This window comes from Youngimonas ophiurae (nom. illeg.), from assembly GCF_049803795.1.
GTDB lineage: Bacteria > Pseudomonadota > Alphaproteobacteria > Rhodobacterales > Rhodobacteraceae > Thalassobius.
Map to the genome: position 1 here is coordinate 227,552 of NZ_JBNAGJ010000001.1, position 14,558 is coordinate 242,109.

Annotated in this window: 16 protein-coding genes; all 16 read left to right on the forward strand. The window is 60.9% G+C overall.

All coding sequences use genetic code 11. The annotated features are described in order from the left end of the window. Positions 1 to 159 precede the first annotated feature (159 nt). The 16 genes from ACP15O_RS01190 to ACP15O_RS01265 all read left to right on the forward strand — a co-directional run bounded on the left by ACP15O_RS01190 (position 160) and on the right by ACP15O_RS01265 (position 14,550). Positions 160 to 1,689, forward strand: a complete 1,530-nt coding sequence (locus ACP15O_RS01190) for a class I adenylate-forming enzyme family protein (RefSeq protein ID WP_425094203.1) — start codon at positions 160 to 162, stop codon at positions 1,687 to 1,689. Positions 1,690 to 1,720: 31 nt separating this feature from the next. Then, positions 1,721 to 2,770, forward strand: coding sequence for a TRAP transporter substrate-binding protein (locus tag ACP15O_RS01195; RefSeq protein WP_425094204.1), 1,050 nt, complete (start codon positions 1,721 to 1,723; stop codon positions 2,768 to 2,770). Then, positions 2,770 to 3,267, forward strand: a complete 498-nt coding sequence (locus tag ACP15O_RS01200; protein WP_425094205.1) for a TRAP transporter small permease — start codon at positions 2,770 to 2,772, stop codon at positions 3,265 to 3,267. The genes ACP15O_RS01195 and ACP15O_RS01200 overlap by 1 nt, the downstream gene beginning before the upstream one ends. After that, positions 3,264 to 4,553: a TRAP transporter large permease gene (locus tag ACP15O_RS01205; RefSeq protein ID WP_425094206.1), complete on the forward strand. Its 1,290-nt coding sequence runs from the start codon at positions 3,264 to 3,266 to the stop codon at positions 4,551 to 4,553. The genes ACP15O_RS01200 and ACP15O_RS01205 overlap by 4 nt, the downstream gene beginning before the upstream one ends. 10 nt (positions 4,554 to 4,563) lie before the next feature. Then, positions 4,564 to 5,391 (forward strand): alpha/beta fold hydrolase, encoded by an 828-nt coding sequence (locus ACP15O_RS01210; protein WP_425094207.1) that lies wholly within the window; start codon positions 4,564 to 4,566, stop codon positions 5,389 to 5,391. Beyond that, positions 5,388 to 5,645: a hypothetical protein gene (locus tag ACP15O_RS01215; RefSeq protein WP_425094208.1), complete on the forward strand. Its 258-nt coding sequence runs from the start codon at positions 5,388 to 5,390 to the stop codon at positions 5,643 to 5,645. Before ACP15O_RS01210 ends, ACP15O_RS01215 begins: the two co-directional genes overlap by 4 nt. 2 nt (positions 5,646 to 5,647) lie before the next feature. Further along, entirely contained in the window at positions 5,648 to 6,481 is an 834-nt protein-coding gene (locus tag ACP15O_RS01220; protein ID WP_425094209.1) for a DODA-type extradiol aromatic ring-opening family dioxygenase, read from the forward strand. After that, the gene (locus ACP15O_RS01225; protein WP_425094210.1) at positions 6,478 to 6,807 is read left to right on the forward strand and encodes a Rieske (2Fe-2S) protein; all 330 of its coding nucleotides are present in this window, start codon (positions 6,478 to 6,480) and stop codon (positions 6,805 to 6,807) included. Before ACP15O_RS01220 ends, ACP15O_RS01225 begins: the two co-directional genes overlap by 4 nt. Then, entirely contained in the window at positions 6,800 to 8,191 is a 1,392-nt protein-coding gene (locus ACP15O_RS01230) for an aromatic ring-hydroxylating oxygenase subunit alpha (RefSeq protein ID WP_425094211.1), read from the forward strand. Before ACP15O_RS01225 ends, ACP15O_RS01230 begins: the two co-directional genes overlap by 8 nt. Before the next feature lie 6 nt (positions 8,192 to 8,197). Next, the gene (locus ACP15O_RS01235; RefSeq protein WP_425094212.1) at positions 8,198 to 8,764 is read left to right on the forward strand and encodes a 3-phenylpropionate/cinnamic acid dioxygenase subunit beta; all 567 of its coding nucleotides are present in this window, start codon (positions 8,198 to 8,200) and stop codon (positions 8,762 to 8,764) included. After that, positions 8,764 to 9,564: a 3-(cis-5,6-dihydroxycyclohexa-1,3-dien-1-yl)propanoate dehydrogenase gene (gene hcaB / locus ACP15O_RS01240; RefSeq protein WP_425094213.1), complete on the forward strand. Its 801-nt coding sequence runs from the start codon at positions 8,764 to 8,766 to the stop codon at positions 9,562 to 9,564. Before ACP15O_RS01235 ends, hcaB begins: the two co-directional genes overlap by 1 nt. Beyond that, positions 9,561 to 10,529 (forward strand): NAD(P)H-dependent flavin oxidoreductase, encoded by a 969-nt coding sequence (locus ACP15O_RS01245; RefSeq protein WP_425094214.1) that lies wholly within the window; start codon positions 9,561 to 9,563, stop codon positions 10,527 to 10,529. Before hcaB ends, ACP15O_RS01245 begins: the two co-directional genes overlap by 4 nt. Then, entirely contained in the window at positions 10,526 to 11,296 is a 771-nt protein-coding gene (locus ACP15O_RS01250; RefSeq protein WP_425094215.1) for a 2-keto-4-pentenoate hydratase, read from the forward strand. The genes ACP15O_RS01245 and ACP15O_RS01250 overlap by 4 nt, the downstream gene beginning before the upstream one ends. A gap of 4 nt (positions 11,297 to 11,300) precedes the next feature. Next, a complete protein-coding gene (locus ACP15O_RS01255; RefSeq protein WP_425094216.1) occupies positions 11,301 to 12,245 on the forward strand; it encodes an acetaldehyde dehydrogenase (acetylating) in 945 nt (314 codons plus the stop codon). A gap of 1 nt (position 12,246) precedes the next feature. Further along, positions 12,247 to 13,266, forward strand: a complete 1,020-nt coding sequence (dmpG, locus tag ACP15O_RS01260; protein WP_425094217.1) for a 4-hydroxy-2-oxovalerate aldolase — start codon at positions 12,247 to 12,249, stop codon at positions 13,264 to 13,266. Positions 13,267 to 13,338: 72 nt separating this feature from the next. Then, on the forward strand, positions 13,339 to 14,550 hold the full coding sequence (locus tag ACP15O_RS01265) for an NAD(P)/FAD-dependent oxidoreductase (protein ID WP_425094218.1): 1,212 nt from the start codon (positions 13,339 to 13,341) through the stop codon (positions 14,548 to 14,550). The last annotated feature ends 8 nt before the right edge of the window (positions 14,551 to 14,558 follow it).

Consider the following 14,558-nt stretch of genomic DNA (forward strand, 5'->3'; position numbering starts at 1 on the left):
TCGGATTATGGGCCCTGACATCAGGTCAATTGAAGCCGCTCCAAAATTTTTCTGTGCAGCTCTTGACGTGGGATCCGGTTTGTTGAAAACAAACAGTACCTAAAGGTATTGACAGGAATCGCAGGCATCAATAGCGTGCATGCGGAGGAGGAGACGCGCATGTCATCATTGGAATTTCTTGATTGGCGGACAGCCGAGTCCGTAGACAACCTTGTTGCACTCTTTGAAGAGCGGGCAAAACGGCATCCAGAGCGCCTTTTCATTGCTGATAAATTGCTTCGAATGACCTGGGGTGACATGGCTGCGGCGCTACGGGGTTTCGCGGCGGAGCATGGTGAGCGTTTGCGCGACAAGGATGTCGCTGTTTTCATGAGTAATGGCTCTGATTTGCTTACAACATACCTTTCGGTATTGTTTTGTGGCGGACGTGCGGCGCTGTTCAATGCGGCGATGCCGCGGGCTTCGGGGGCGAAGCTGATGGCGGATCTGAAGCCGGAAATGGTGTTCGCGGATCACGCGCTGGAATTCGAACCGGACGCCATACTTGTGGATGCTCCCATGATCGAAGGCTGGATCGCCGCCAAGGCCGAGGGCGAAAACCGCAGCGGATCGGGCGAAGATCCGGCAACCTATTTCTATTCGGGCGGGACCACGGGCATTCCGAAACGAATCCTCTATACCCACGCGCAAATCACCGCGGCCGGATCGCGAATGCAATGGGGCTGGCCGCTGTGCGAAGGCGAGGTGTTCCTGCCCATCGCCCCGTTCAGCCATATCTACGGCTATCTGGCTGGCGTCTGCCTGCCGATCCAATGCGGCGGTGGCTCGATCGTGCCGGACGGGTTCCACCCGGCAGCGGCCCTGGATCTGATCGAGAACGAGAAAGTCACCGTTCTGGGGGGCGGCCCCCCCGCGATTTACCAGGCCATGATGGCCGATCCGAAACTGGATCAGCGTGATCTGTCCTCGTTGCGGGTGTGTCCGGGGGGCGGCGCGGCTTTCCCTGTTGAAGTGCACAAACGCTGGAAGGAACTGACCGGCCTGACCATCTACGAAGGCTACGGCATGACCGAGATGGCGCCGATTTCGGTGAACACCGCCGAAGCGGGCAATCGCCCCGGATCAGTCGGCAAATCGGTCCCGGATTCGGCCTTCGAGGTGGTGGATATCGACACGGGCACGCGCAAAATGCCCACCGGCGAGGCTGGTGAAATCCGCATCCAGGGCCCGCATATGATGCGCGGCTATTGTGAAAACCCCGAGGAAACCGCCCTGGTTCTGCGCGATGGCTGGGTCTACACCGGCGACATCGGTGTGATCGACGAAGAGGGTTTCCTGACCATCACCGACCGCAAGAAAGACGTGATCCTGCACAAGGGCTTTAACGTCTTCCCGCGTGAAGTCGAAGAAGCCCTGCATTCGCATCCCAGCATCACCGGCGTCAGCGTTGTTGGCGTGCCGGACGTGCGCGCGGGCGAGGTGGTGGTGGCCTATGTCACTGTCAAACCCGGCGAAAACCCCAGCGCCGAAGATCTGCGCGCGGCCTGCGCTGAATATCTGGTGTCCTACAAGATGCCGGGGCGGATCGAATTCCTTGAAAAACTGCCGCTGACCCCTGCGGGGAAAGTGGATCGCCTGGCGCTGCGCGCCAAAGCCAAAGAGGCCGCCGATGCGTCGGCCCTCGTATGACACCGGATTTATAACGGGAGGAAACACACCTATGACCAAGACCACGATGAACCGCCGCTCGGTGCTGAAGGCCGCGCTGCTTAGCGCCGCCCTGGCCATTCCGGCCGCAGCCGCCAAGGCCCAGGACACCCTGGTGCTGAACTATAACCAGTGGTTCCCCAGCGGGCACTGGAGCCAGGCCGGCGGTCTGTACAAATACTTCGAGAAAATCGAAGAAGTCACCGAAGGCCGCGTGAAGGTTCAGGCCTCGGCCAAGCCTCTGGCCCCGCCGAACCGTAACTACCAGGCCGTTCTGGACGGTGTTGCCGATATCGCCTGGGGCCCGCACGGCTACACCCCCGGTGTTTTCCCGCTGACCGAAATGGTAGAGCTGCCCTTTATCACGGAAAACGCAGGTATTTCCTCGCGTGCTTACTGGCAGCTGTGGAAAGAGCATTTCGAACCCACCGGCATGCAAAGCGATGTTGTGACCCTGGCCATGCACGTGACCGCAGGCGGTAACATCTCGATGCGCGAAGATGTCGTGAATTCGATGGCCGAATTCAAAGGCAAGAAAATCCGCGTTCCCACCTCGGTCGTTGGCCGCGTTCTGCAAAAAGAGGGCGTTGTTCCCGTGTCCGGTTCGCTGACCGAACTGCGTGAAATGCTGGGCCGCGGGATCGTCGATGGTACCGTGATTTCCGACGAGCTGGTCACCGGCTTCAAGGTGGATGACGAGGTGCACGCCGTTACTCAGGTGCCCGGCGGGATCTTCTCGAACTCGGCCTTCGTGATCCTGAACAAGGACAAATGGAACAAGATCAGCGCCGAAGATCAGGCGGCGATCATGGCCATTTCCGGCGAAGAGCTGAGCGGCATGATGGGCGCGCTGTGGCATGAAAACGATGTGAAAGCCCGCGAGGCGTTCAAAGAGCGCCTGGGTGATAAATACATCATGGCCTCGGATGCGTTCCAGGCCGAGCTGAAAGCGGCCTTTGCCAACGAGCTGGACACCTGGAAAGCCACCGCCTCGGATCTGGGCGTTGACGCCGAGGGGGCCGTGAGCTTCTACAACACGAAAATCCAAGAGCTGTCCAACTGATGCAGCTGTCTGGTTTCATAAACCACCTTCAGTGGCCCTTCCGCATCATTGCGGGAGTGGCCCTGATCGGGCTGGTCGTCATCACTGCTGTCGATGTGATCGGCCGGGTGGTCTTCGGCAGCCCCTTGGGATTTGCCTATGAACTGGTGGGCGTTTTACTGGGCGTCACGGTTTATGCCGGGCTGGTCGTGATCAACGGCGCGCGTGAACATATCGCCATTGATCTGTTCGCCGGGTTTTTGGCGAAATGGCCCCGGTTCGATCGGGTGCGCGGCTGGTTTGTCTGGGTGCTGGAAGTGATCTTCTTTGCGTTGTTGGCAGGCTATGTTGGCCGTCAGGCCGCGCAGATGATGCGCTGGCATGAAACCTTCTTGTTCCTTCCTCTCGAAAAATGGCTGCCGCTGGCGCTCTATTCCGGCCTGTGTGCAGTGTCCGTTCTGGCCGTCTTCTTGGCGATATTTCCGGTCACCAAAGGCCGCAAAAAGGATAAGTCATGATCATCGCCCTTGCCTCTGTGGCCCTGGCCATTCTGCTGGTTCTGCGCACTCCGATTGGTGTGGCAACCGGACTGGTCGGTATTTGCGGTCTGGCCGCCTACCAAGGCTGGAAAGCGGCCTTTTCCCAGGTTGGCATCATCGCATCCGAGACCGTTCTGACCTATGAATTCGCGGTTATTCCGCTGTTTATCGTGATGGGAGCCTTCATCGCGCATTCCGGCATCGCCGGAGAGCTGTTCCGCGCCTGCTATGCCCTGGTGGGGCATCTGCGCGGCGGTCTGGCGCTGTCCACCATCGTGGCTTGCGGCGGGTTTGGCGCTGTGTCCGGATCCTCTTTGGCGACGGCGGCCACCATGTCGCGTATCGCCTATCCGCAGATGAAATCTTATGGGTATCGGACGTCACTGGCGACGGGCTCGATTGCGGCGGGGGGGACGCTGGGTATCCTGATCCCGCCCTCGATTGCGCTGGTTTTCTACGGGATCATGACCGAGACAGACATCGGTGCCCTGTTCATGGCTGGCATCGTGCCGGGCATTTTGGGGATGTTCCTTTATGCTGCTGCCGTCTGGTGGGTGGTCCTGCGCGACCCCAAGGCCGGCCCCGCAGGCGAAAAAATGCGCTGGGACGAACGCCTGAAGGCGCTGGCCGGTGTCTGGTCCGTGATCTTGCTGTTTGGCGTGGTGATGGGCGGTATCTATGGCGGGTTCTTTTCGCCCACCGAAAGCGCGGGTATCGGAGCCTTTGGCGCCCTGCTGATCGCCGCCCTGCGTGGCCGCCTAAGCTGGACCATGCTGCGGACCTCTCTGGCCGATGGGATCAGCACCACCGTGACGCTGATGATCATCCTGATCGGCAGCTTCCTGTTTGCGAACCTGGTCAATGTGGCACGTCTGCCCCAGGCGCTGGTCAGCACGATCGAATCCGCTGACGTGCCGGCGATGGCGGTGATCTTTGCCATCATCCTGATCTACGTGATCCTGGGCTGTGTGCTGGAAAGCATCTCGATGATGCTGCTGACGGTGCCGGTGTTCTATCCGCTGATTGTCTCACTGGGGTTCGATCCCATCTGGTTCGGCGTGCTGGTCGTTGTTGTGGTTGAGATCAGCCTGATCACGCCGCCGATCGGCCTGAACGTCTTTATTCTGAATGCTGTGCTTAAGGATGTGCAGCTAACCGATATTTTCCGCGGGGTCGTGCCCTTCATCTTTGCCGATGTGGTGCGCGTTTTGCTCGTGGTTTTCATCCCGGCTCTGTCGCTGACACTGCCCTACATGCTCAACTGAAAGGTGCACCATGACGAATACCGAAGTGCAAACGCTGACCATTAATGCGGCCGATCACCAGACGAATGTCCATCGGGCCGGAAAGGGCACGCCGCTGGCCTTGCTGCATGGCTCGGGGGCAGGGGTGTCGGCCTGGGCAAACTGGAACAAGGTGATCCCGCAGCTGGCGGATCAGTTTGACATCATCGCCCCCGACATCGCGGGCTTTGGCGCAACCGAGCAAAAGCCCGACACCAAGTATAACATCATGCTGTGGGTCGAGCATTTCGTCGGCATTCTGGACGCGCTGAACATCGAGAAAATCTCGGTCGTGGGCAACTCCTTTGGCGGCGCGCTTGGCCTGATGACGGCGATCAACCACCCCGAACGGATCGATAAACTGGTTCTGCTGGGCACGCCTTGCGGCCGTTTCCCGATGACTGACGGCCTGCGTGCCCAGGGTGAATTCGACGGCACGATGGACAGCATGCGCCGTGCCATCAGCTTCTTCCCCTATGATGACAGCATCATCACCGAAGAACTGATCGAGAAACGCTTTGAGGCCGCCACCCGTGATGGCGCGCTCGAAGCCTTCCGCAAGCTGATGCCTCCGCCCGAAGGCGACAACCCCGAGGTTCGCGGCATCCCCGAAAAACTGCTGCGAAACGTCAAGCACAAGGCCCTGATCCTGCATGGCCGCGAAGACCGCGTGGTTCCCTATGCCCGCGGGCTGGATATGCATCAGTGGCTGGAAAACTCGGAAATGCACAGCTTTGGCAAATGCGGCCACTGGGTGCAGATCGAACGCGAGGCCGAGTTCCTGCAATTGGTCCGTAATTTCATGGGAGGAAAAGCATGAGCCGCAATACTCTGGAAAAGGTCTTGTATGACCTGTCCACATCCGGCGCGAACAAAAAGAAGTTCGCCGAAGACCCCGATAAATTCCTGTCGCGCTATCAGCTGGATGACGCCGAGCGCACCCTGATCAAGGAATATAAAGTCCGTGAAATCGCCGATATGGGCGTGAATTCCATGCTGACCTGGGGCTTTTGGCTTCAGGCTGGCAAAACCAACCGTGACTACATGAAAGTCATGAAACGAGAGGAGGCGTAAAGATGGCCAAGATCGTTGGGGGCTTTGTCGCCCCGCATAACCCCGTGATGTACCTGAACCCCAAGGGCGCGACCCAAGAGCAGTCGGATTTCTGCTATGGTGCCTATGCCAAGATGGCTGATCGGATCAAAGAGCTGGAAGCAGACGCTGCTATTGTCATTGGCTGTGACCACTACATACTCTTTGGTACTGAATGCCTGCCGCCCTATGTTATCTCGACCGGCGAGATGGAGGGCCCGGTGGATCAGCTGCCCGGCCTGAAGCGCAAACACCTGCCCTCGCATGGGGCATTGGGCGAGCATATCGCCAATGTCGGCCGCGAAACCGGCTTTGACTGGACCGTGGGCCGCGCGCTGAACGTGGATCACTCGATCGCGGTGCCGAACCACCTGATGCTGGAACCCACTGGCCGCAATATCCCCATGGTTGCGGTCATGCTGGCCTGCGGCGTGGATCCGTATCTGCCGATGAAACGCGCCTGGGATCTGGGCGAGCATATCGCCGATGCCGTCGCCAGCTTTGACAGCGACGAGCGGGTCGTGGTGATCGGCTCGGGCGGGATTTCGCACCACGTGGGCGACGAGCGCATGGGCGAAGTGAACCCCGAATTCGACCAGAAGGTTCTGGACATCGTTACCTTGGGTGACAAGGCCGCGATGCTGGCGCTTAGCGACGAGGAAATCCTGCGCGACGGCGGGAATGGCGCGATGGAAATCCGCACCTATGCCTGCGCCATGGCCGCAACCCGCGCCGCCGGCGGCACCGTCATCGGCTACGAAGCTGTCCCCGGCTGGGTCACTGGCATGGGCTTTGCAGAACTGAGAGCCGCAGCATGACGACGGACCTGATCGCCAGCATGGACGTCCCCGAAGGGGAAATCGTCAAAGTGGAACTGTCGGATTTTCCGGCAGTTGCCATCGCTCGCCACGAGGGGAAAATTTATGTTTTCCCCGACCGTTGCCCCCATGCCGACGAAAGCCTGGCCGAAGGCTGGCTGGAAGAGGGCCGCGTCGTCTGCGGCGTGCATTTCGCTGAATTCGACCTGGACAGCGGCGAGGTCCATAACCCGCCCGCCGGCTGTCCCTCTTTGTCATTTTACAAATTCGAGGAGCGCGACGGCATGATCGTCGCAGACCTCGCAGGAGGACCAGAAAATGTGTGAAGCACCTGCAAATGGCCGCCCCAACATGGCGCCGGTTTATCCTCAGGCCGGCAGCTATCCGGAGTTCGCCAAGCTGGTTGACCGCGAAAACGGTCAGGTAGACCGCCGCGTCTTTACCGAAGAAGACGTCTATCAGGCCGAGCTGCGCCAGATCTTTGCGCGCTCGTGGCTGTTCCTGGGGCACGAAAGCCAGGTGCCTGGCGCGGGCGATTTCTTCCGCACCTCGATGGGCGAAGACGACGTGATCGTCGTGCGTCAGCGCGATAAATCGGTGAAGGCTTTCATCAACTCGTGCCCCCACCGCGGGAATCGGGTTTGCATGGTGGACGCGGGTAAAAAATCCCGTGGCTTTATCTGTAACTACCATGGCTGGTCCTTCGGGATCGAAGGATCGCTGCGGGGTACGGACGGCAAGGTCTATGACAAGGACGAAGGGTTTGAAAAATCCCAGATCGGCCTGACTCCGGTGGCGCAGGTCGAAAGCTACAAGGGCCTGATCTTCGGCACCTTTGACCCGGATGCCCCCACGCTGACCGATTTCCTGGGGGATTTCACCTATTACCTGGACATCATGCTGGACAATGACGAAGGCGGGACCGAATTCATTGGCGGCTCGATCAAGTCCGAGATCGACTGTAACTGGAAATTCCCGGCCGAGAACTTTGTCGGTGACATTCTGCACGCTTTTTGGACGCACCAATCGGGCGCACAGGCCATTCTGGGCGGCGGCGTGGATTTGGGCGCCCGCTATGACGAGCTGGCCTTCCAGGCGTCGGTCTATGGGCACGGTATCGAAACCAACCTGGATAAGGTGGGGAACACCCGCACGCTGGGCTATCCCGATCTGGTCGATTACGTCTTTGACCTGAGCGAGAAAGCCAAAGAGCGCCTGGGCGAGGTCCGTGCCCGCGCCATCGGGGCAGTGTCCTCGGCGACGGTGTTCCCGAACTTCTCGTTCCTGCCGGGGCAGAACACCTTCCGTGTGTGGCACCCGCGCGGCCCGAACAAGATCGAGCTGCACGTCTGGACGCTGGTCAACAAGAACGCCCCCGAGCACATCAAGGAACAATACCGCAAAGGCGTGATGATGACCTTCTCGCCCGGTGGTGTGTTCGAAATGGACGATGGCGAAAACTGGGAATACTCGACCCGTGTCAACCAGGGCTTCGTGACCCGTCAGCAGCCGCTGCACTATGCGCTGGGGATGGAGACCTCGGATCTGGAGCGTGACCTGCCCGGTCATATTCACAAGGGTTCGTTGAACGATGCGAACCAGCGGCTGTTCTACACCCGTTGGGCGGAATTCATGGAATGTGACAACTGGACCGATCTTCAGAACGCCTATACCGCGTCTCCGAAGAAATCGGACCAAGCGGCGGAGTAACGGCCGATGACCGATCTGATTGATATCGCGAAACCCTTTGCCGATCTGGACACCCATGTAGACGCCGAAACCGAGCGCAAGATCATCAACTGGGTGCATGGCGAGGCGCGTTTTCTGGATGCAGAACGCTATGAAGAGTGGCTGGACCGCTTCATCGACAAGGACGTTCAATACTGGATGCCCGATATGGAAACGCGCCGTCGTGACGATGCGCGCGGCATGTTCTGCTATGGTGAATCCGCCTATTTCGATGACAACTGGTCCGAGCTGCAAATCCGCGTCAAACGCTATAACGAACCCTCGGCCTGGGCGGATAACCCGCAGACGCGTCACGCGCATCTGATCTCGAACATCGAGGTCTTCGCGACCGACGATCCCACGCTCTTTGCCGTGCACAGCGCCTTTACCAATGTGCGCAACCGTAACGAGGCCGATCAGGATATCATCCACGGTCGGCGCGAGGACGTGCTGAAACTGTCCGAAGACGGCTTTGCCGGCTACCGCCTGCTGCGCCGCCGGGTGTTCATCGTGCAGAATGTCCTGCTGTCCAAAAACCTGAACACCTTCTTCTGATGGGCAGGCTGGACGGATACGCCGCGCTGGTTACTGGCGGCGGCAAGGGCATCGGGCGGGCAGTCGTGGATCGGTTCGTTGCCGAAGGTGCGAATGTCGGCGTTCTGACCCGCTCGCAGGGGGACGCGGATAGCCTGACAGAGGCGCATGGCGATGCCGTCGCGCCGATCATTGGCGATGTGCGCAATTGGGACGATAACCAGCGCGCGGTGGAAACCGTTCTGTCGCGCTTTGGCAAACTGGACACGCTGGTGCCGAACGCCGGGATCTACGATTTCTCGGATAAATTCCAGAATATCCGGGGCGAGGATCTGGAAGCGCGCTATCGCGAGATTTTCGACGTGAACGTGCTGGGCTATCTGCTGGCCGCCCGTGCCAGCCTAGAGGCCCTGCGCGCCTCGGAGGGGTCGATCGTGATGACGCTGTCGTCTTCGTCCTTCTACACCGGCGGGGGCGGGGCGCTGTATGTGTCCACCAAGCACGGGCTGGTCGGCACCCTGCGTCAGCTGGCCTATGAGCTGTCCCCGGAAATCCGCGTCAATGGCGTGGCCCCCGGCGGCACGCGCACGGGGCTGGGCGGTGGCTCGGGCGATGCGCGCGTGCTGGAGGATCTGGACGGATACGAGGCCATGGTCGCTCGGAACGTGCCGCTGGGCTTTTTGTCTGAACCCGAGGATCACGCGGGGCTTTATGTCACGCTGGCCTCGAAAACCGAAAGCCGCTTCGTCACGGCCCACATCATCCGCTCGGACGGCGGGATCGAGGTCCGCGGCCGTCGGCGCAAAAGGGAAACCAAATGAACGCGAAACAGAAAATTGCCGCGCTGAAGGCCCGTCTGCGTCTGCCCATGGTGGCAGCGCCGATGTTCCTGGTGTCCGGGCCCGACCTGGTGGTTGCCACCGCGCGGGCGGGGATCATGGGGGCCTTCCCGGGGCCGAACGGACGCTCGATTCAGGATCTGCGTCAGTGGTTCCAGCAGATCCAGGCGCAGCTGGGCCCGCAGGGCCTGCCCTTTGCGTTCAATATGATCACTCATAACAGCTATGGCCGGTTCGAGCAGGAGCTGGAGCTGGTGCGCGAATTCAAACCCGAGATCGTGATCACCGCCCTGGGTGGCCCGCATCGCGTGACCGAGGCCGTGCACGGCTATGGCGGCATGGTGTTTGCCGATGTGAACAGCCCGACCTATGCGAAAAAGGCCGTGGAAAAGGGCGCTGACGGGCTGGTTCTGGTCTGTTCGGGCGCGGGCGGTCATACCGGCCAATACGCGATGGCACCGTTTCTGGATGAGGTCCGCCAGTTCTTTGACGGTCCGATTGCCGTGGGCGGGGGGATCTCGACCGGGGCCGGGCTGCTGGCCGTGGAAACGCTGGGCGCGGATCTGGCCTATGTCGGCACCCGCTTTCTGACCGCCCAAGAGAACCTGATCGGCGACGATTACCGGCAGATGGTGATCGACAGCGGAATCGAGGATCTGGTTGCCTCGAAGGCGATCACCGGGGCTTTGGGCAACTGGATGAAAGCCTCGGTCGCGGCGGCGGGCATGAATCTGGATGACATGAAATCCGAAGCCAAGATTGATTTCTCGGGCGACATGCATTCGGGTGCCAAGGCCTGGAAAACCGTCTGGAGCGCGGGCCAGGGCTGCGGGCTGATTGACCGGGTCGAGCCTGCCTCGGCCATCGTTGACCGTTTCGAACGTGAATACCAAGAGGCGGGCCGCGCTCTGGCCGCTCGTTTCGCAAAAGAAGGAGAGGCCGCATGACCCCTCAAACCCTGGCAGACATGCTGCGCACCGCCGAGGCGACGGCCTCCCCGATCGCCCCGATCCGCGATCACCTGCCCGATGCCGCAGCCGCCTATGCCGTGCAGGAACTCAACACCCAGGCGCGGCTGAAGGCCGGTGGCCGTCTGGTCGGCCGTAAAATCGGCCTGACGAACCCCGCGGTGCAGGTTCAGCTGGGTGTGGATCAGCCCGATTACGGGATGCTCTTTGCCGATATGGACTTGCCGCATGGCGATGAATTGGCCTGGTCCGAAGGGGCACAGTATAAGGCCGAGGCCGAGCTGGCCTTTGTGCTGGGCCGTGATCTGCTCCACGCCGATTGCAGCATGGCCGAGGTCATGCGCGCCGTGGAATACGTGGTGCCCGCGCTGGAAATCGTCGGCAGCCGGATCGCCAACTGGGACATCCGTTTCGTCGATACCGTGGCCGATAATGCCTCGTCCGCGTTTTTCACCCTTGGCCCGTCGGCCCGCAAACTGACCGAAGCCGACCTGCTGGATTGCCGGATGGAGATGAAATCCGGCGATCAGATCGTCAGCCAGGGATCGGGCCGGGCCTGTCTGGGCTCTCCTTTGAACGCGATGCTTTGGCTGGCCCGCACGATGGCCAGCGCCGGGCGCCCCCTGTCCGAAGGCGACATCGTTTTGTCGGGCGCTCTGGGCCCCATGGTCGCCGCCACCCCCGGCGCGTCTTTCACTGCCAATATCGAAGGGTTTGGCGAAACTTCCATTCGGTTTGGAGAGTAATCCAATGAGCAAAATCAAATGCGCCATCATCGGTTCTGGGAATATCGGGACTGATTTGATGATCAAGATCATGCGTATGTCGTCTGTTTTGGAGATGGGGGCGATGGTTGGGATTGACCCTGCCTCGGACGGTCTGGCCCGCGCCAAGCGTTTGGGGGTCGCGACCACGCATGAGGGTATCGAGGGGCTGACCAAATTGCCCGAATATGCCGACATCCGCATCGTGTTCGACGCGACCAGCGCCGGGGCGCACAAGCGTCACAATGAGGTGCTGCAAAAGGACGGCAAACAGGTGATCGACCTGACGCCGGCGGCCATCGGGCCGTTTACCGTGCCGGCTGTGAACATTGACGCCAATCTGGCCGAAACCAACGTGAACATGGTCACCTGCGGCGGGCAGGCCACCATTCCGATGGTTGCTGCCGTTAACCGCGTCAGCCCCGTCCGCTATGGCGAGATCGTGGCCTCGATCAGCTCGAAATCCGCCGGTCCCGGCACCCGCGCCAATATTGACGAATTCACCGAAACCACCGCCCACGCCATTCAGGCCGTCGGCGGCGCGCAGCGCGGTAAGGCGATCATCATCCTGAACCCGGCCGAGCCGCCGATGATCATGCGCGACACGGTCTATTGCCTGTGCGACGAGGCCGACACGGACGAGATCCGCAAATCGGTGCAGCAGATGGTGGAGGACGTGCAATCCTATGTGCCGGGGTACCGCCTGAAACAAGAGGTTCAGTTCGAACATATCGGCTCGAACGATCCGCTGCACATCCCCGAAATGGGCGGTGATTTCACCGGGCTGAAGGTCTCGATCTTCCTCGAGGTCGAAGGCGCCGCGCATTACCTGCCCGCCTATGCCGGGAACCTGGACATCATGACCTCGGCCGCGATGAAAACCGCCGAACGCCTGTCCATCAAACGCAACTGGGTAGAGGAGGCCGCATAAAATGACCAAGCTTTACATCCAAGACGTCACCTTGCGTGACGGTATGCACGCGGTGCGCCACCAGTACGATCTGGGCCATGTGCGCGCCATTGCGCAGGCCCTGGACGAGGCCGGCGTGGACGCCATCGAAGTCGCCCATGGCGACGGCATCACCGGCTCCACCTTCAACTATGGTTTCGGCAAATGTACCGACGAGGCGTGGATTTCCGAGGCCGCGAAGGTCTGTAAGAACGCCAAGCTGACCACCCTGCTGCTGCCGGGCATCGGCACGATCGAAGATCTGAAACGCGTCCGCGATCTGGGCGTTCAGTCGGTCCGCGTGGCCACCCACTGCACCGAGGCCGACGTGAGCGCGCAGCACATCCGCGCCGCCAAGGACATGGGCATGGACGTGTCGGGTTTCCTGATGATGAGCCACATGAACACGCCCGAAAAGCTGGCCGAGCAGGCTGCCATGATGGAAAGCTACGGCGCCGATTGCGTGTATTGCACGGACTCGGGCGGGCGGCTGACCATGAAGGACGTCGAGGCGCGTTTTGACGCCTATAACAAGGCGCTGAAGCCCGAAACCCAGCGCGGCGCGCATATGCACGAAAACCTGTCGCTGTCGGTGGCCAACTCGGTCGTGGCCGTGGAAAACGGCGCGTTCCGTGTGGATGCCTCGCTGGCGGGGATGGGCGCGGGCGCGGGCAACTGCCCGATCGAGGCCTTCATCGCGGTGGCCGACCTGTACGGCTGGGAGCACGGCTGCGACCTGTTCAAACTGCAAGACGCCGCCGAAGAGCTGGTCCGCCCGCTGCAAGACCGCCCTGTGCGCGTTGACCGTGAAACCATGACGCTGGGCTATGCGGGGGTCTACTCGTCCTTCCTGCGCCACGCGGAAAAAGCGGCGGGTCTCTACGGGCTCGACACCCGCGAAATCCTGGTCGAACTGGGCAAGCGCGGCATGGTCGGCGGCCAGGAAGACATGATCGTAGATGTCGCCCTGGACATGATCAAAGCCAAGGAAAACGCGGTCTGAACAGGCCGCCATTCCGTACCAACTTGTCCGCTGGATGGCGGGTCAGGTGCGGCAAGAATGAGGAGAAGAACTTTGGAAAAAGTCGTAATCATTGGGGCCGGCCAGGCCGGTGCAGTCGCCGCGCTGAAACTGCGTGAACTGGGGTTTGCAGGGCAGATCACCCTGATCGGCGACGAGGCCGACCCGCCCTATGAACGCCCCGAGTTGTCAAAGGGTTACGCCCTTGGCAAAACGCCCTTTGCCTCTTTGGTGATCCTGACGCCCGAGGCCGCGACCGAGCAATCCATCACGCTGGCGCTTGGCACCAGCGTTGGTGGGATTGATCGGGCCCAAAAGCTGGTCCAGACAGAGCACGGAGATCACCCCTATGATGCGTTGATCCTGGCGACGGGGGGCACGGCACGGCGGCTGCCTTTGCCGCGCGGCATTCGCCGGAAAACCTATGCGATCCGCACCCGCGATGACGCCGATGCGCTGCACGATAAGCTGCCGCTGTCGCGCTCGGTTCTGGTTGTTGGTGGCGGCTGGCTGGGCACCGAGGTGGCGATCACCGCGCGGGGGCTGTGCCCCGAGGTGCATCTGGTCGAGGCATCGGCCCATCTGTGTAGCCGGGTCGCGCCGCGCTGGCTGTCGGATCGCCTGCAAGAGTGTCAGAAAGAGGCTGGGGTGGCGCTCCATCTGGGGAAAATGCCCAAGTTTCAGGATGATGGATCGGTCATCATTGGGGATCAGACCCTGACACCGGACCTGGTGATCGAGGCAATCGGCCTGGAGGCCAACGACGCTTTGGCACAAGAGGCAGGGCTGGCCTGCGCCGATGGCATTCTGGTGGGGCCGAACGGTGAAACCGACGACCCGGCGATCTTTGCGATTGGCGATTGCGCGCGCCGCAGGGATGGTGCGCAGGAACGCCGCGAAAGCTGGCAGCACGCGAACCAGTCGGCCGAGGATGTCGCCCGGCTGTTGTCAGGCTCGGCCCGTCGCAAGGAAGAGCCCGATTGGTTCTGGACGACGCAGGGGCCGCATAAAATCCAAATGGTCGGCGTCTGCGAAGAAAGCGCAGAACAATGGGAACGCCGCGGCCCGCGCGGAACCAGCCGCCTGTTTCTGAAGGGGACACGTCTGGTTGGCTGTATTGCCATTGATTACCCCCGTGACATTGCCGAGGCGCGAAGGCTGATCGCTGAAAAACGCTCGCTGGATCAGTCGAAGGCGGCGGACATGAAAAACCCGCTTACCAAATGCGTGGCAGATGCACGCGAAACGCTGCGGCTACCGCACTGACGCGTTAG